Origin of the sequence: Rhodococcus sp. NPDC057297 (assembly GCF_042667435.1) — a bacterium.
Taxonomy (GTDB): Bacteria; Actinomycetota; Actinomycetes; order Mycobacteriales; family Mycobacteriaceae; genus Rhodococcoides.
In genome coordinates this window covers 284,604-300,943 of sequence record NZ_JBHUZE010000002.1, presented here as the reverse complement: position 1 = coordinate 300,943, position 16,340 = coordinate 284,604, and the positions used below count along the sequence as shown (strand labels likewise).

Here is a 16,340-nt window from a genome sequence, read left to right as displayed (position 1 = left end):
CGCTTACGACAGTAACCACGACTCCCCAGCAGTGCACCAGGAAGGCGTCGACATGTTCGATCTCGATCGGATCCGCCGGGACACACCGGCTGCGGTGTCCTCGATATTCCTCGACAGCGCAGGGTCGTCACTGCCGCCCGACCCCGTCGTCGACGCCACCGTCGCGCACATCCGCCGCGAGGCAGTCGTCGGTGGCTACCGCGCCGCGAACGAGCGCATGGCCGACCTCGCGGCAGTCAAGACCTCCATTGCCCGGTTGATCGGCGCGACGCCGTCGGGCATTGCTCTGAGCGACAGCGCAACTCGATCGTGGAGCGACTTCTTCTACTCCGTCCCGCTGACACGCGGTGATCGGATACTGCTGTGCCAGGTCGAGTACGCCTCCAACGCGATAGCTGCGTTGCAGCGTGCGACCGCGACGGGCGCCAGTGTCGAGTTCGTACCGAGCGACCCCTCGGGGCAGATCGACCTGGCCGCGCTCGAGAACATGCTCGACGAACGCGTCCGAATTGTCTCACTTGTCCACGCGCCCACCAACGGTGGACTCGTCAACCCCGCACGAGAGGTGTCCGAACTCGCGCACCGAGTCGGCGCGCTCGTCCTGCTCGATGCATGCCAATCCATCGGACAGGTGCGAGTGGACGTCGGCGAACTCGGAGTGGACGCTCTCAGCGCGACGGGCCGAAAGTGGTTGCGGGGGCCCCGCGGAACCGGATTTCTCTATGTCCGACCTGGCCTCGCCGAAACACTGGAACCACCGGCACTGGACCTGCACAGCGCACAGTGGACCGGCGAACGGGAGTACCAACTCGCACCCGACGCCTCGCGGTTCGAGTTCTGGGAGTGCTCCGTCGCAGCCCGACTCGGACTCGGCGTGGCCGTCGACTACCTACTGGACATCGGAATCGACGCAGTCCAGGACGCCGTCAGCGCACGTGCAGAACACCTGCGAGCCGGCCTTCGCACCGTCGCAGGGGTCACCGTGCACGACCTCGGCGACCGCCGCAGCGGCATCGTGTCCTTCACCGTCGACGGCAGGAACCCCACCGACGTGCGCGACGAATTGGCCGCGAAGGGCATCACCGTGACGGTCAGCCATCGACGTTCGACGCTCGTGGACATGAACCTGCGGGGGTTGGACTCGGTGATTCGTGCATCCCCGCACTACTTCGTGACGTTCGATCAGCTGGACGAGTTGGTCGCCTCCATGCACACAGGGCGAGGGCACTGATCGCCGTCCCGGCCACGGCCGTCCAGGTGATGGGGTCGCCGAACATCAGTAGCGCCCACACCATCGTCGTCGCAGGTGTGAGGTAGAGCAGGGCGCTGACACGCGTGGCACCGCTGCGGCGCAGGACGAACATGTAGGTGCCGTATGCGCCGAACGTCGACAGCACGACCAACCACGCGACCGCGCCCCAGAAGCCGATCGTGACGGGCGGCGCTGCGTCGCCCAGGGCCGCGCTCCACGTCATGAACAGTCCTGCCGCGACGCACGCCTGGATCAGCATTGCGAGCGGAATCGGTTCCGTCGTCTGCAGTTTGCGTTCGAGAACGGTGCCGACCGCCAGCGACACCATGCCCGCCAGAGGCAGCAAGTACACGAACCAGGGCGCACCCTCACCGCCGAGGTCACCGGCGACCACGACGACGACTCCACCGAACCCAACGGCCAGAGACGCGAACTTGCCGACGCCGAAGCCCTCACCCAACACACGTACGGCCAGGCCCGCCACGACCAAGGGCTGCATGGCTGCGATGAGTGCGGCCGTGCCGGCCGGAACTCCGAGGCCGACACCCCCGAACACACACGCCAGGTAGAGGAACTGGCTGAAGAAGCCGAGCACGCTCTGTCGGCGAACCCCTGCCCAGGTCGTGCGGAGTCCGCGATACCAGCACCAGGCACCGAGGATGGCGACCGCAACGAGGTATCGCCATCCGAGCAGCGTGTGCGCGGGTGCGTGGGCGGTTCCGTTTTCCGCGCCGATGAATCCGGAACTCCACAGAATCACCAGAGCGATGGCGGCTAGTTTGTCCATACCGACGAGGTAACCATACAGGTCTGTATACTTGCAGTGCACCTGTGATCGGAGGCACACATGACCAAAGCTTTGACGCCTGCGGGCGAGCGGATCCTCACCGTCGCCAGCGCACTGTTCTACGAGCGCGGCATCCGCGCGGTCGGCGTCGACCTCATCGCCGACGAAGCCGGGACGACGAAGAAGACGCTCTACGACCGGTTCGGCTCCAAGGACGGGCTGGTGATGCGCTATCTCGAGCGACGTTTCGAAAGATGGTGCGAGTTCGTCCTCGCCTATCTCGAACCGATCCCCACCGGACCCGATCGCGTTCTGAGCATCTACGACGCACTGGCCGCCTGGATGCGCGACAACCACCGCGGCTGCGGGTTCGTCAACGCCTTCGCCGAGTACGGCGGGACAGACCACCCGGCTCTCGAGGTCATCCGGTCCGAGAAGGACTGGACGCGAGCACTGTTCGTACAGCTCGCGGAGGACGCAGGCCTGCCGGCGCCGGACGAGCTCGGCCTGAAACTGTCCCTGATCCACGAAGGCGCCGTCGTGATGAGCACCGCAGGAGCTCGCGCCGACGCCGTCGACGTCGCCCGATCCATCGCCTCCACCCTTGTGAGTGGAGCCTTGCAGTCCGGTCGCTCCGCAGGCTCCGCTCCTTCCCCCAGGTCTACGTTTCCCCTCACAGGAGAGGGTCGTGTAGAGTCTCCCGGGTTGTCTCGGCGAGGGTAGCTCCGCACAGGAACTACCGTGATCGACGCGGCTCGGCTCCTCGGCCGTGCTCGTTCGTGTCTGCCCCGACGAAGCACTTGCCCACACCGTGATCTCAAGGAGCTGTTCTCTGATGTCGAACGATGTAAACAACCTCAAGGCTGCTGTACGCACCGAGTTCGGCAAGGGCGCTGCACGCCGCGCACGCCGCGACGGCCTGGTCCCCGCCGTTCTGTACGGACACGGCACCGACCCGCAGCACCTCGCACTCGACACCCGCGCATTCGCCGCAGTCCTGCGTAAGGACGGCACCAACGCCGTTCTGACCCTCGACATCGACGGCAAGGAGCAGGTCGCACTGACCAAGTCCGTCGTCGTTCACCCGATCAAGCGCAGCATCGAGCACGCCGACCTCCTCGTCCTGCGCAAGGGCGAGCGCGTCACCGTCGAGATCAACGTCGTCGTCGAGGGTGACGCAGCCCCCGGCACCCTGGTCACCACCGACTCGACCGTCGTCGAGATCGAGGCCGACGCACTGTCCATCCCCGAGTCCGTCGAGGTCTCGGTCGAGGGCGTCGAGGCAGGCACCCAGATCCTCGCAGGCGGCCTGACCCTTCCGGCCGGCGTCACCCTGATCTCCGACCCCGAGCTCCTGCTCGTCAACGTCGTCGAGGCACCGACCGAGGAAGACCTCGAAGCCGAGGGCGAAGAGGCTCCGACCGGCGACGTCGTCGACGAAGAAGAGGCATCCGAGGAAAGCTCCGACGAGAGCTGATCTCAGCCCCGCATCACGACACGCGCCGCTCCCCTCGTCGGGAGCGGCGCGTTCTCGTTTCACCCTTCTCGATGGGAGCATGGTCAACCGTGACTGCAGATACGGCCCTGATCGTCGGCCTGGGTAACCCCGGGGCACAGTACGAAACGACCCGCCACAATGTCGGATTCATGGTCGCCGACGTGCTCGCAGCCCGGATCGGTGCGAAGTTCTCCTCACACAAGAAGTCGAACTCCGACATCGTCCAAGCACGCCTCGCGGACCGTTCGGTGATCGTCGCCAAACCCCGCACCTTCATGAACCTCTCCGGCCAACCCGTCGCAGGCTTGGCACGGTTCTTCTCCACCTCGCCGTCGAACATCGTTGTCGTCCACGACGAACTCGACATCGACTTCGGTGCCATCCGGCTCAAGCTCGGCGGCGGCGAAGGCGGCCACAACGGGCTTCGCTCCATCTCCCAGCACCTGAGCACCAAGGACTACCTGCGTGTGCGCGTCGGCGTCGGGCGTCCGCCCGGCCGCATGGACCCGGCGTCGTACGTCCTCAAACCCTTCTCCTCGGCCGAACGCAAGGACCTCGGCGTCATCGTGGAAGAAGCCGCCGACGCCGCCGAGCTACTCCTGCGCGTCGGCCTCGAAGCAGCGCAGAACCAGGTTCATCCGAGGTAGCTAGCACCGTTTTTGCCGAGCTGGCACGCGTGCTCTCGCACTGGAAGGCGTGCGAAGTCTGCACAAAGGGTGCTGACTCGGTCCCACTCAGCCCAGCAGCCCCGCCGAGTTGGATCGACGGAGTTTGCCGGAGGACGTCTTGGGAATCGATCCTGGACCGAGGACGGCAACGGTTCTGGGCCGCACTCCTACTTCCGAGTGCACGGCGTGGACGACGTCGTGTTCTATCCGCTTCACCTCGTCGGGATTCTGGAAGTCGTTGGTCTCCACGGCAACCGCGAAGCTCTCCCTCTTGTCCCCCGCATCGAGCCTGATCGCGACGGCGTTGCCCGGCCGCACGCCGCGTACCGAGCCCGCTGCCCGTTCGATGTCGGTCGGGTAGATGTTGCGCCCGCCCATGATGATGACGTCCTTGACGCGGCCGCACACGACGACCAGTCCTTCTTCGGTGAAGTAGCCGACGTCACCGGTGTCGAGCCACCCGTCCTCGTCCTGTGTGGCAACAGGTCCGTCGACGGTGATGTATCCCGGTGTGACGGCTTTACCTCGGACCTCGATGATGCCGACGCCGCGTGGAGTGAGGACCTGGCCTTCTTTGTCCACGACGCGGCCTTCGAGGTTCGGCACCATCGTGCCGAGTGTCGCGAGGCGTCGCAGATTGCCCTTGGTCGACGGGACGGCTCGACCCATCGCCTCGAGCAGATCGGCGTCGACGACGTCGAGGACCTGCCCCTGACCCGGGTCGGGGATGGACACGGCCAGTGTGGTTTCGGCCATGCCGTACACGGGCGCGAGCGCGAGCGGATCCAGCTTGTACGGCGCCCCTGCCTCGGCCAGCGCCGCCATCGTGTCCGGGTCGACGGGCTCGGCGCCGTTCCAGGCGTAGCGCAGCGAGCTGAGGTCGAGATCGAGATCGTCCTCGGCTTGCGACAGCCTCCTCGCCAGCAGCGAGTACGCGAAATTGGGTGCTGCGGTGACGGTTCCGCCGTACTTGTGGATCAGCTTGGCCCACAGGAGCGGTGACCGGAGGAAATCCAGCGGCGTGATGCTGACGACCTCGGCACCTACCTGCATCGGCACCGTCAGAAAGCCGACCATGCCCATGTCGTGGAACAGTGGCAGCCAGCTGACCATGACGTCCGAGTCGACGTCGAACTTGATGCGGTCGATCATCGCGTACGCGTTGACGTAGAAGTTCTCGTGTGTGATCCGCACGGCCTTCGGTGATCCGGTGGATCCGGACGTCAACTGCTGCAGTGCGATGTCCGACTCGTCGGTATCGACGGGATCGCAGTCCCGGCCCGCACGCATGTCGTCGATCTTCAGCACGGTGATGCCGCGTTCTTCGAGGATGGGCGCCGCGACGTCGAACGGCGCGCCCAGAATGACAGCCTTCGCATCGATCATCTTCACGACCGTCTCGGTGTCGGTGCCCCACACCCCGAGGTCGGTGCGCGGTGTCGGCTGGTGCAGCATCGTCACCGATCCGCCCCGCATCCACGTCGCCTGACACGCAGGCGCTATGTCGACCGGTTGGCCGGCGAGGACGCCTACCGCATCGCCACGTTCGATGCCTGCGTCGGCGAGTGCGCCCGCCATCGACCGCGCCACCTGGTGAATCTCGCCCCAGGACTGCCTCAGCGCCTGATCCGGCTCACCGGTGACGAGCCCTCGCTTGCTCGTGCGCGCCGTCGAGAACATCTCCTCGGTGAATCTGCTCAAAACTCATCTCCTGTGCCGACGGTCCGACCTGTACCCACGCTATTGAAATTCGCATGCCCGCGGAGCCGTTACCCGAGAAAACGTACGAACGACCACGAGTACCCTGGTACCGGCAACACCGCCCCCGTGAATAGAAGAGGTTCGCTTGAGTACGCCGGATTCGGTCGAGACCAACACTGCGCCCGCCGAGTCGGCCCCCAAGAACGCACACAAGGAACTTCCCGCCGAGGTCTCCAGGCGCCGGACGTTCGCCGTCATCTCCCACCCCGACGCCGGTAAGTCGACGCTCACCGAGGCCCTGGCGCTGCACGCTCGTGTCATTTCCGAGGCAGGCGCGATCCACGGCAAGGCGGGCAGGCGCTCCACCGTCTCCGACTGGATGGAGATGGAGAAGGCGCGCGGTATCTCGGTCAGTTCGACGGCCTTGCAGTTCAACTACCAGGTCGACGCCGCCGTCGACGACACCAACGTCATCAACCTCGTGGACACCCCTGGTCACGCCGACTTCTCCGAGGACACCTACCGCGTCCTGACGGCCGTCGACGCCGCGGTCATGCTCATCGACGCCGCCAAAGGCCTCGAACCGCAGACCCTCAAGCTCTTCCAGGTGTGCCGGCAGTTCGGCATCCCGGTCATCACCGTCATCAACAAGTGGGACCGGCCCGGCCAGTCGCCACTGGAACTTCTCGACGAGATCGAGCAGCGCATCGGTCTGACGCCGACGCCCCTGTACTGGCCCGTCGGTATCGCGGGCGACTTCCGCGGTCTGCTCGACGTCCGCGCAGGCAACTACATTCGGTTCACCCGAACCGCGGGCGGCGCGACCATCGCCCCCGAGGAATTGCTCGACGCCGACGCCGCGGCCGCCCGCGAGGGTGACGAATGGGAGACGGCTCTCGAGGAGAGCGAACTGCTCGTCTCGAGCGGGCAAGCTCACGACCAGGAACTGTTCCTGGCAGGTCAGACCTCGCCGGTGATCTTCGGTTCCGCGATGCTGAACTTCGGAGTCCGCCAGATTCTCGACACGCTCGTCGCTCTCGCGCCCGCACCCGGCCCGCGTGACGACGTCAAGGGCGGTGTCCGAGACGTCACCGATCCCTTCAGCGCCGTCGTCTTCAAGGTCCAGGCGGGAATGGACACCGCGCACCGCGACCGGTTGGCGTTCATGCGCGTCGTGTCCGGCGTGTTCGAACGCGGCATGGTGGTCACCCACGCGCAGACCGGTAAACCGTTCACGACGAAGTACGCGCTGACGGTGTTCGGCCGCGAACGCACCACCGTGGAGAACGCCTACCCCGGTGACGTCGTCGGCTTGGTCAACGCGACCGCGTTGGCACCCGGCCACACCCTCTTCACCGACAAGAAGGTGGAGTTTCCGCCGATCCCGTCCTTCGCGCCCGAGCACTTCGCTGCCCTGCGCGTCGACAGCGCGGACAAGTACAAGAAGTTCCGTCGCGCCGTGGAACAGATGGACTCCGAAGGCGTGGTTCAGGTGTTGCGCAACGACATTCGCGGCGACGCCTCCCCTGTCCTCGCCGCCGTCGGGCCGATGCAGTTCGAGGTGGTCACCGCGCGCATGAAGTCCGAGTTCGGCGTCGACGCGCGGCTCGAACCACTCGGGTACTCCGTCGCACGCCGCACCGACACCGAATCCGCCGTCGAACTCGGTCGCCAGCGCGGCGTCGAGGTCTTCACTCGTACCGACGGCGCGTTGCTGGCTCTGGTCAGCGACAAGTGGCGCCTGCAGTACCTCGAGAAGGAAATGCCCGAATTGACGCTGGAGCCTCTCGTCGCCGCAGGCGAATAGTGCTCCTCGGGCTGCTCGACGCGCAGGTCTCCATCGCGGGACACCCCATCCTGTGGCGCGAGATCGTCGGTAACGGTTTCGGTCTGGCGTCGGCGATCGGGGGGATGCGACGAGTGGTGTGGGCGTGGCCGGTGGGGATCATCGGGAACGCTTTGCTGTTCACCGTGTTCCTCGGCGGCGCCTTCCACACCCCGCAGGCGTTGGATCTCTACGGCCAGGCCGGGCGGCAGTTGCTGTTCATCGCGGTCAGTGTCTACGGCTGGTCGCAGTGGCTGCGCACCTCGCGGGCTCGCAAGACGGCGGTGTTGCCGCGGTGGGCGTCGGCGAAGGAACGCATCGCGATGATCGCGGTGATGGTCGTCGGCACCGCGGCGTTCGCCCAACTGTTCGGCTATCTCGGGTCCTACGGCAAATGGGCCGACGCGTGGATCTTCACCGGATCCTTGCTCGCGACGTTCGGCATGGCACGGGGAATCACCGAATTCTGGCTGATCTGGATAGGCGTCGATGTGGTGGGTGTGCCGCTGTTGTTCCGTGCCGGTTTCTACCCGTCCGCATTTCTGTATCTTGTGTATGCAGCCTTTGTAGCCTGGGGTTTCGTGGTGTGGCTGCGCATTCAGAAGGCGAACGGTACTTCGAAAATCTCCGCCTAAACGGGTGAAGTGTTATTCTTCGGTGGTCCGAACGGACTTCGAGTAGGTTTTCCTCGGAAATCGTAGAGTTTGACGCTTCTGATGTGGGGTTGGATATGACGCAGGGCTCGCTATGACGCAGGGATCCAGCTATCCGCTGGCGGGAATCAAGATCGGCCAGGCGCCGGCTCATCGTTTGAGCACGCCTACTCCCAAGCTGGCCAGTGGCGTCTCGGCGTCCAAGTCGAACTCTCCCTCGGACGCGGCGACAGACAGTGCCGCTGCGGACCCAGCAGCAGCGAAGTCGACCGAGAACTCCGCATCGAAGGCCGAGACGAAGCAAGAACCCGAAAGCACGACGCCGAAGCAGCCCTCCAAGGATTCGAACGAGGTTGAAGTGACTACTAGCGATCAGATCTCCGAGCACGGCCTGCCTACCAATGGCCGTTCCACCCACTCGTCGGGCTCGACGTCCACGGCCGCCGGCCGCGGCGGAGCCCCTGACCGCCGTACCGCCATGGGCGTCGCGTCCGTGCGCATCGCGGGCCGCCTCACCCAGAACGAGCTCGGTAGCCGCACCGGCGACATTCGCACCCCTGACACGTCCGTCGGCCCGGACGAGCTGCTGCAGCTCCTCGGTGAGTACCTGGTGTCCGGCGGTCTGCAGAACCCCGAGATTCACGTCCGGTCCAACGGCCAGACCATCGTTCTCGACCTGCTGAACCCGGCCAAGGGTTACCGCTGACCCGCTAGGTCACTCCCGTTCCACCAGCTTGGACGGGTGTGCTCCGGCCGGAATGTCGGCTGGAGCGCACTCGCGTTCTTCTGCGGTGAACCAGCCGTGATAGTGGAACAGAGTGCCCAGCACCGGGCTCTTGACGTCGATCTGCACCCGGTGTTTCTGTTCGTCCTCGTCCCACCACTCCCGCGCGGAGGTCAGGGCAGACGCCAACTGCGGAATGCTGATTCCCAGTACCCGCGGTGCACCGCTCTCCAGGACGAGGCCACCGGCGGAGTCGACCGAGCACGTCGTCCGGACAATCATGTCCGAGGAGAAGCCGAGGTAGTCCAGTGCGAAGTCCGCGCCGGGCGTACGAGCGGGCGTCACCATCACAGAGTTCATCCCCTGAGGTGATCCGACGAACGCAAACCGTCGTATGAAAGCCATGGTCTCGCGGCCGACGGCGTCGACATACGCATAGTTTTCGATCGTGAACGGTACGTCCACCCCCCGCCCACCGGGAAACAGCCCACGCTTTCCACCGAGCCACAACACCGGCGGCGGGATCAACTTGGAGTGCCGCATCTCCTCCATGACACCGACGCCGAGTTGGCAGCGGTGGTCTCCGGATGCGAGACCGAACCTCCACTGCACCTTAGGATGGAGCTTCTCGAACTCGCTTCCGAGAGCGGTACGCACAACGGATGTCATAGGTCTTTCCTCATCTGAATCGACGTTTCTCGATAGTCCAACGAGGTGTACAACTGCCGAGCGACGGCGTTGCCACCGAAGACGTTGAGCCCCAACGACACAGCACCCTCTGCCCGTGCGGCATCCTCCGCCAGTTTCATCGTCGCCCGACCGAGCCCCCTGCCGCGGAACACCTCGTCGATCTCGATGTCCCACACCCACCAGTGCAGCGGTTCCGCGTCGTTTCGGGGAGCGATCCACAGGTAACCGACGCGCACGTCGTCGTCGAACACGTCGAAGATGCGTTGGGTCGGCGTGGGCACTCCGCCGGGGAAAGTGAGCCGGTAGGAGATCTCCGCATTGGCTTCCGCCTCGGCCTGCGTCTCTCCTGTCGCGACGCGCTCGGCGACGTACCGTTCCCTGGTACCGCCGAGCCATTGCCGGACTCGCTCGGGGTCCATGAGCACCAGCGTCGGGTTCATGCACCCCACCCTATGTGAGTGGGAATGTAGGGCACGGGCAGGAGCGGAGCCCGCGGATTGACCACAGGCACCTCGAAGCCGCTCACGTAGGTCAGTCGAGCTCGGCAGCCAGTTCCATCCAGCGTTCCTCGGCGACGTCCTTGTCCGCCAGGACCTTCTTCAACTCGGTGTCGAGTTCCACGAGCTTGCTCGGATCCGTGGCCGCTTCCGCGAGTTCCGCGTGCAGCGCTATCTCGCGATCCGACAACCGGACCACCAGCTTCTCGAGCTTGCTCAACTCCTTACGCGCTGCCCGCTCCGAGGCTGCGTCGCGGACGGCCTTCTTCGCCGTCCCCCCGGTCGTCAAGGAATCTGGCGTTGCCTCGGCCGCGAGCACCGCACGCCGTCGCAGGTACTCCTCGATTCCACCAGGCAGGTTGGTGAGCTTGCCGTCACCGAACAGCGCCCACGTCGAATCACAGATACGTTCGATCAGGTAGCGGTCGTGACTGATCACCACGAGTGTTCCGGCCCAGCCGTCGAGCAGATCCTCCAGCTGCTGGAGCGTGTCGATGTCCAGGTCGTTGGTCGGCTCGTCGAGCAACAGCACGTTCGGCTCGGCCATGAGCACACGCGTCAGCTGGAGCCTGCGACGCTCACCGCCGGACAGATCACCGACGGGCGTGCGCTGACGGGCGGGGGTGAAGCCCAACCGTTCAGCCAGCTGACCGGCGGAGATCTCCTTGTCGCCGAGGGTGATTCGCTCGGCTACTTCCTTCACGGCGTCGAGCACGCGGAGGTTCTTCGGCAGATCGTCCAATTCCTGCCTCAGCCAACCGATCTCCACGGTCTGACCTTGAATCCTCTTGCCGGTCGCCGGTTCCAGCTCGCCGGCGAGGGTACGCAGCAGCGTGGTCTTGCCGGAACCGTTGACGCCGACGAGCCCGACGCGCTCACCCGGCGCCAGGCGCCACGTGAAATCCTTCACCAGCTCACGGCCGTCGGGAGTTTCGAGGCGAGCGTCCTCGAGTTCGATGACGACACGTCCGAGCCTGCGCTTGGCGAAGGACGCCAACGCCACGGAGTCTCGAGGAGCAGGCACGTCGGCGATGAGGGCTTCGGCGGCTTCGATTCTGTACTTGGGCTTGGACGTTCGAGCCGGAGCACCGCGTCGCAACCAGGCAAGTTCTTTACGTGCGAGGTTTCGACGACGCTCTTCCGACGCATCGGCCTGGCGTGCACGTTCGGCGCGTGCGAAGATCCAGTCGTTGTACCCACCCTCGTACGTCTCGACCTTGCCGCCCACGACCTCCCACGTCTGGTTGGCCACGGTGTCGAGGAACCACCGATCGTGCGTCACGACGACGAGCGCACTGCGTCGCGACACCAGATGCGCCGCAAGCCATTGCACGCCCTCGACGTCGAGGTGGTTGGTCGGCTCGTCCAGCACCAGCAGATCCAGATCCTGGACCAGTGCCGCCGCCAACGCGACTCGGCGACGCTCGCCGCCGGACAGGTTGTCGATGGTGGCGTCGAGACCCGAGCTGCCCGCCGGACCGAGATCCGCGATACCGATGCCGGTCAGGATGTTGCGGACCCGCGAATCACCGGCCCACTCGTGCTCGGCCATGCCGAGCGGATCCAGAACGACCTGTCCGACGGTCGATCCCGGCGGCAGAACCCCACGCTGCGTCACGACGGCCATCCGCAGCCCGCCGACACGGCTGACGCGCCCGGAATCCGGCGGTTCGAGACCTGCGAGCACTTCGAGAGTGGTTGTCTTGCCGCCTCCGTTGAGGCCGACCATACCGATGCGCTCGCCCTCCTGAACACCGAGCGAGACGCCGTCGAGCAGCGGTTTGACGCCGAAGGACTTGGAGACGTTTTCGAGATTGACAAGATTGACCATCAGGGGAAACCAATCGATTCACTAGTGACAACACGAGCGCCGGGAACGGGTCCGCTCGCGACACGCACGGTACGGCAGACGCCTGCACCGGAGAGTTCAGCACCGACCGACACCGCGGTATCGGAGTCGGCGCAGAGAAATGCGCAGGTGGGACCGGACCCGGACACTATCCCGGCCAGGGCACCTGCGGTCAGACCTGCACGCAACGTGCGGCGCAACTGAGGAAGGAGCGACACCGCCGCGGCCTGGAGATCGTTGCCCAGAAGCGGAGCGAGAGCGTGCGCGTCGCCGCTCACCAATGCCTGCATCAACGCATCCGGATCACCCAACCGGGGCGGATCGCCTTTCGCCCTCAGCTCGTCCAGTTCCGCGAAGACGGCGGGAGTCTGCAAGCCGCCTTTGGCCAGCGCCAGCACCCAGTGGAAACTGTTGCGAGACAGCACCGGAAGCAGCTTCTCGCCGCGACCGGTCCCCACCGCTGTTCCGCCGTGCAGAACGAACGGGACATCGCTGCCGAGTTGCGCGGCGAGATCGCTGAGTTCGCTGCGCGAGAGGTCCAACTTCCACAGGGAATCGAGTGCGACGAGGGTCGCTGCAGCATCGGAACTACCACCGGCCATTCCACCCGCGACGGGAATGCCCTTGTCGATGGTGATCTCGACCAGCGGCTCACGCCCCACCTTGTCCGCCAGAAGCACAGCGGCCTTCCACACGAGGTTCCGCTCGTCCGTCGGCACACTCTTCGCGTCGGCGCCCTTGACGATCACCTTCAGCCCCTGCGACGGCACCACCGAGACCTCGTCGGACAGCGAGAGTGCCTGAAAGACGGTCGTCAGTTCGTGGTAACCGTCCTCGCGGAGGTCACCCACGGACAGATGCAGGTTGACCTTGGACGGAGCCCGAACGACAACGGGACTGTGGACAACGGAGAGCACGGTGTTCAAGACTAATCGAGCATCGGTTCGAGGACAGCATCCGTCCGCAATACCTGTCATCATCGGACCCATGCGGGAAACATCTGCGCGGCTGCTCAAGCTGCTGTCACTGCTCCAGACACGTCGTGACTGGGCCGGCGCCGACCTGGCCGACAGGTTGAACGTCACACCGCGCACCGTCCGCCGCGACGTCGACAAACTCCGGGAGATCGGATACCCCGTGAACGCGACGGCCGGGGTGGGCGGCGGTTATCAACTCGGCGCCGGAGCCGAGATGCCTCCACTCCTCCTCGACGACGACGAAGCCCTCGCCGTCGCCTTCGGCCTCCAGTCCGCAGCAGGTGGGTCCGTAGCGGGCATCGGGGAGGCGTCGCTGCGCGCGCTGACCAAGTTGCGCCAGGTGATGCCATCGCGCATACAGCACCGGCTCGATGCACTGAGGATCGACGTCGTCGAACGCCCGGCGATATCCGCGGTGGACGCCACGGTGCTGTCGACCGTCGCCGGGGTCTGCCACAACCACGAACGCCTCAGGTTCGACTACCGACGCCACGACGGCACCGAAGCCCGTCGCGAAGTCGAGCCCTACAGCCTCGTGCGTTCGGGGGCACGCTGGTACCTGCTCGGGTGGGACCTGATGCGCGAAGACTGGCGTTCCTTCCGCGTGGACAGGCTCGAACCCAAGATCCCCACCGGCCCACGATTCACCCCGCGACCACTTCCCGACGGCGGGGCCGCGGCATTCGTCGCCGCCGGAATCGACCGCACCTTCAGCCGAGTGCAGGCACGCATCGAGCTGGCGGCATCCATCGAAACGATCGCACCGATGGTCGACGAGCAGTGGGGCACTCTCGAATCCGGCTCGGAGGACACGTGCACACTCATTCTGTCCGGTGACTCACTCGCCTCCATCGCACGATGGCTCTCGGCCTTCGACACCCCGTTCACCGTCCTCGACCCGCCCGAACTGCGCGACGAATGCCTGAAAGTGGCTCAGCGGCACAGCCTTCTCAGTGAGCGGTATCTGGCGAGTGTGCGCCTGAATGTCGCCCACTAGCTGACAGATCGTATGAATGGGCCAGTCGAGCGATGGAGGGGTGAACCCTCAGGCTCGAGTGCCCGCCAACCTCACGAATGCTGCGGCGTCGATGGTTTCCCCGCGAGCACTGGGGTCGATGTCGGCTTCACGCAGACGCCGCTCCGCCTCGGCCGGCGAACCCGCCCATCCGGCGAGCGCTGCTCTCAACGTCTTTCGGCGCTGCGCGAAGGCTGCGTCGACGACGGCGAAGACACGACGGCGGTGCTCGTCGTCCATCGGCCACGGAGGCTCGGCATACCGATCGATACGAACCAGTCCTGATTCGACCTTGGGCACCGGCCAGAACACCGAACGTCCGACGGAGCCTGCACGTTTGACGGTGCCGAAGAAGTTGGCCTTGACGCTCGGGATTCCGTAGATCTTGCTTCCCGGGTCCGCCGCGAGCCTGTCCGCAACCTCGGCCTGCACCATCACCAGCGCAGTGCGCAGCGTAGGCAACTGCGAGAACAGGTGCAGCAGAACCGGAACCGCGACGTTGTACGGGAGGTTCGCGACCAGAGCAGACGGTTCACCGGGAATGTCCGCAGCAGTGACCCGAAGCGCGTCGAACTCGACGACGGTCAACTGGTCGGCGTGTGACGGCGCTCGTTCGGCTGCCGTCTGCGGCAAGCGGGCAGCGAGCTTGGGATCGATCTCGACCGCGATCACAGCGTCGGCGACATCGAGCAGCGCCAGCGTCAGCGAGCCGAGTCCGGGACCGACCTCGAGCACGGTGTCCGCTCCCCCGACACCCGCCGAGGCGACGATGCGTCGGACGGTGTTGGCATCGTGGACGAAGTTCTGTCCGAGTTGCTTGGTGGGACGGACATCCAGTTCTGCGGCGAGAGACCGTACTTCCGCGGGTCCGAGCAGCGCCGCGGGTTCTCTCACATGTTCGGACACTGTGAAAACTCTACGCACCCGTCACTCGATGGTTCGTCACCGATAGCCGAGTCGCGAGGTGCACGCGGGCCATGCGCCCCAACCCTGGGACTTCTGCGTGACGGACGCGATGGCGATCTGCTCCTCGCGGGTGGCCAGGTCCGCGCGGGGGGCGTACTTCAGTCCGCCCTGGCGCTCCCAGGTGTTCTGGTCGAACTGCACGCCGCCGAAGAAACCGTTGCCGGTGTTGATGGCCCAGTTGCCGGTCGCCTCGCACTGCGCGAGTGCATCCCAGATCGCACCGTTCTCGACGGGCGGGACCTCGGTGCCCGGTTTCGCTCCGACACGCACGACCTTGGGCTGCGCGGGAACCTGGATGTCCTCGTCGACCTTCTCGCGGCCTACTTCCTGGCCGTTGACGGTGTTGATTTCCCAGGTGATGTCGGAGACGCCGGGCGAACCTGGATTCTCGACGACGGTCCTGGACATGTTCATCGTCGGGTCCTCGATGCGCTGCTCCGGAGGCTCGACGTCGGTGGTCTCGGTCTTGGTCTCGGTACGGTCACGGGTGACGACGATCTCGGTGCCGTCCTCGACTTTCTCGTCCGGCGCGGGGGTCACGGTGTCGGCCTGCTCGAGCGGCTTGCCCGCTTCCTCCAGGAACTCACGCACGGTGGGCGCAGCCAGGGTCAGCGGTGCGGCAGGTGCGGCGCCGTCGACCAGGGACACTGCCTTGGGCAGCGCCACGTCCAGTTCGGTGCCTTCGAGCGGAAGACGTTCGCCGCGCGACGCGGACACGTGCACGTCCTCGGCCAGATCCATCTGCTGCAACGCCTCGTCGACGGTCAGAGCCGTCGTCCAGATCTGCTGAGGCTGGCCGTCCACCGTCACGCTGAGCTCACGAGCGCGACGGAGGACGACCGTCTCACCATCCGACAATTCCGAGTCACCCGAGGGTGCTACGAGGTCCTTGTCGCCTGTTTCGTAGCCTGCGGCCTGCAGAGCACCGTTGACGTCTCCCGTCATGGTGCTGAGCGTGATCATTTCGCCATCGACGTCGATCGTCACCGTTTTGTGACGTGCGACCGCGGTGGCGCCCCCGACGATCAGAGTGGCCAGCAGCGCAGCGACCACCAGGTACAACATCGTGGACCTGGAGGAGTTCAGGCGGGCAATACTGGACACAAGCAATTCCTGAGTTCTTCGGGCGGAGCCCGTCGGCTGGATCACGGTACGGTAACGAATTGATGGAGCTACCGCAACTCTGCTCGCCCTCACCGGAGCGAATGTCACATTCGGTCACCGGAGCGAATGTGGCG

Annotated in this window: 15 protein-coding genes and 1 pseudogene; 8 read left to right on the top strand and 8 right to left on the bottom strand. The window is 65.4% G+C overall.

The window, feature by feature from the left end:
• The first annotated feature begins 52 nt into the window (after positions 1 to 52).
• On the top strand, positions 53 to 1,231 hold the full coding sequence (locus tag ACFULT_RS07360) for an aminotransferase class V-fold PLP-dependent enzyme (protein WP_378481033.1): 1,179 nt from the start codon (positions 53 to 55) through the stop codon (positions 1,229 to 1,231).
• A gap of 43 nt (positions 1,232 to 1,274) precedes the next feature.
• On the opposite strand, the pseudogene ACFULT_RS07355 reads toward ACFULT_RS07360, so the two are convergent.
• Positions 1,275 to 2,039, bottom strand: a pseudogene (locus ACFULT_RS07355) (DMT family transporter); the annotation flags it as partial.
• A 60-nt stretch (positions 2,040 to 2,099) separates the two neighbouring features.
• On the opposite strand from ACFULT_RS07355, the gene ACFULT_RS07350 reads away from it, so the two are divergent.
• The 3 genes from ACFULT_RS07350 (at position 2,100) to pth (ending at position 4,184) form a co-directional block, all read left to right on the top strand.
• On the top strand, positions 2,100 to 2,762 hold the full coding sequence (locus ACFULT_RS07350; RefSeq protein WP_378481032.1) for a TetR/AcrR family transcriptional regulator: 663 nt from the start codon (positions 2,100 to 2,102) through the stop codon (positions 2,760 to 2,762).
• Positions 2,763 to 2,874: 112 nt separating this feature from the next.
• Entirely contained in the window at positions 2,875 to 3,516 is a 642-nt protein-coding gene (locus ACFULT_RS07345) for a 50S ribosomal protein L25/general stress protein Ctc (RefSeq protein ID WP_176459895.1), read from the top strand.
• Between the two features lie 89 nt (positions 3,517 to 3,605).
• Positions 3,606 to 4,184, top strand: a complete 579-nt coding sequence (gene pth / locus ACFULT_RS07340; RefSeq protein ID WP_037110663.1) for an aminoacyl-tRNA hydrolase — start codon at positions 3,606 to 3,608, stop codon at positions 4,182 to 4,184.
• Positions 4,185 to 4,271: 87 nt separating this feature from the next.
• Here the strand turns inward: pth and ACFULT_RS07335 are convergent, their stop codons facing one another.
• Positions 4,272 to 5,906 (bottom strand): fatty acyl-AMP ligase, encoded by a 1,635-nt coding sequence (locus ACFULT_RS07335; RefSeq protein WP_378481031.1) that lies wholly within the window; start codon positions 5,904 to 5,906, stop codon positions 4,272 to 4,274.
• Positions 5,907 to 6,051: 145 nt separating this feature from the next.
• Between ACFULT_RS07335 and ACFULT_RS07330 the strand changes: the two genes are divergently transcribed.
• The 3 genes from ACFULT_RS07330 (at position 6,052) to ACFULT_RS07320 (ending at position 9,090) form a co-directional block, all read left to right on the top strand.
• Positions 6,052 to 7,713, top strand: a complete 1,662-nt coding sequence (locus ACFULT_RS07330) for a peptide chain release factor 3 (protein WP_019664546.1) — start codon at positions 6,052 to 6,054, stop codon at positions 7,711 to 7,713.
• A complete protein-coding gene (gene pnuC, locus ACFULT_RS07325) occupies positions 7,713 to 8,366 on the top strand; it encodes a nicotinamide riboside transporter PnuC (protein WP_037110660.1) in 654 nt (217 codons plus the stop codon). The genes ACFULT_RS07330 and pnuC overlap by 1 nt, the downstream gene beginning before the upstream one ends.
• A 112-nt stretch (positions 8,367 to 8,478) precedes the next feature.
• The gene (locus ACFULT_RS07320) at positions 8,479 to 9,090 is read left to right on the top strand and encodes a hypothetical protein (protein WP_037110659.1); all 612 of its coding nucleotides are present in this window, start codon (positions 8,479 to 8,481) and stop codon (positions 9,088 to 9,090) included.
• A gap of 9 nt (positions 9,091 to 9,099) precedes the next feature.
• On the opposite strand, the gene ACFULT_RS07315 is transcribed toward ACFULT_RS07320, so the two are convergent.
• From ACFULT_RS07315 to ACFULT_RS07300, 4 genes are all read right to left on the bottom strand, one after another.
• Positions 9,100 to 9,777, bottom strand: coding sequence for a DUF4166 domain-containing protein (locus tag ACFULT_RS07315; RefSeq protein WP_378481030.1), 678 nt, complete (start codon positions 9,775 to 9,777; stop codon positions 9,100 to 9,102).
• Positions 9,774 to 10,238: an N-acetyltransferase gene (locus tag ACFULT_RS07310; RefSeq protein ID WP_037110657.1), complete on the bottom strand. Its 465-nt coding sequence runs from the start codon at positions 10,236 to 10,238 to the stop codon at positions 9,774 to 9,776. The genes ACFULT_RS07315 and ACFULT_RS07310 overlap by 4 nt, the downstream gene beginning before the upstream one ends.
• Positions 10,239 to 10,329: 91 nt before the next feature.
• A complete protein-coding gene (locus ACFULT_RS07305) occupies positions 10,330 to 12,126 on the bottom strand; it encodes an ABC-F family ATP-binding cassette domain-containing protein (RefSeq protein WP_037110656.1) in 1,797 nt (598 codons plus the stop codon).
• Positions 12,126 to 13,061, bottom strand: a complete 936-nt coding sequence (locus ACFULT_RS07300; protein WP_027498738.1) for a 4-(cytidine 5'-diphospho)-2-C-methyl-D-erythritol kinase — start codon at positions 13,059 to 13,061, stop codon at positions 12,126 to 12,128. The genes ACFULT_RS07305 and ACFULT_RS07300 overlap by 1 nt, the downstream gene beginning before the upstream one ends.
• 70 nt (positions 13,062 to 13,131) lie before the next feature.
• Here ACFULT_RS07300 and ACFULT_RS07295 point away from each other — a divergent pair, with 70 nt between their 5' ends.
• Entirely contained in the window at positions 13,132 to 14,118 is a 987-nt protein-coding gene (locus ACFULT_RS07295) for a YafY family protein (protein WP_037110779.1), read from the top strand.
• A 48-nt stretch (positions 14,119 to 14,166) separates the two neighbouring features.
• On the opposite strand, the gene rsmA is transcribed toward ACFULT_RS07295, so the two are convergent.
• Entirely contained in the window at positions 14,167 to 15,042 is an 876-nt protein-coding gene (gene rsmA, locus ACFULT_RS07290) for a 16S rRNA (adenine(1518)-N(6)/adenine(1519)-N(6))-dimethyltransferase RsmA (protein ID WP_094719373.1), read from the bottom strand.
• A 36-nt stretch (positions 15,043 to 15,078) separates the two neighbouring features.
• On the bottom strand, positions 15,079 to 16,206 hold the full coding sequence (locus tag ACFULT_RS07285) for a resuscitation-promoting factor (protein ID WP_037143933.1): 1,128 nt from the start codon (positions 16,204 to 16,206) through the stop codon (positions 15,079 to 15,081).
• Positions 16,207 to 16,340: the final 134 nt, after the last annotated feature.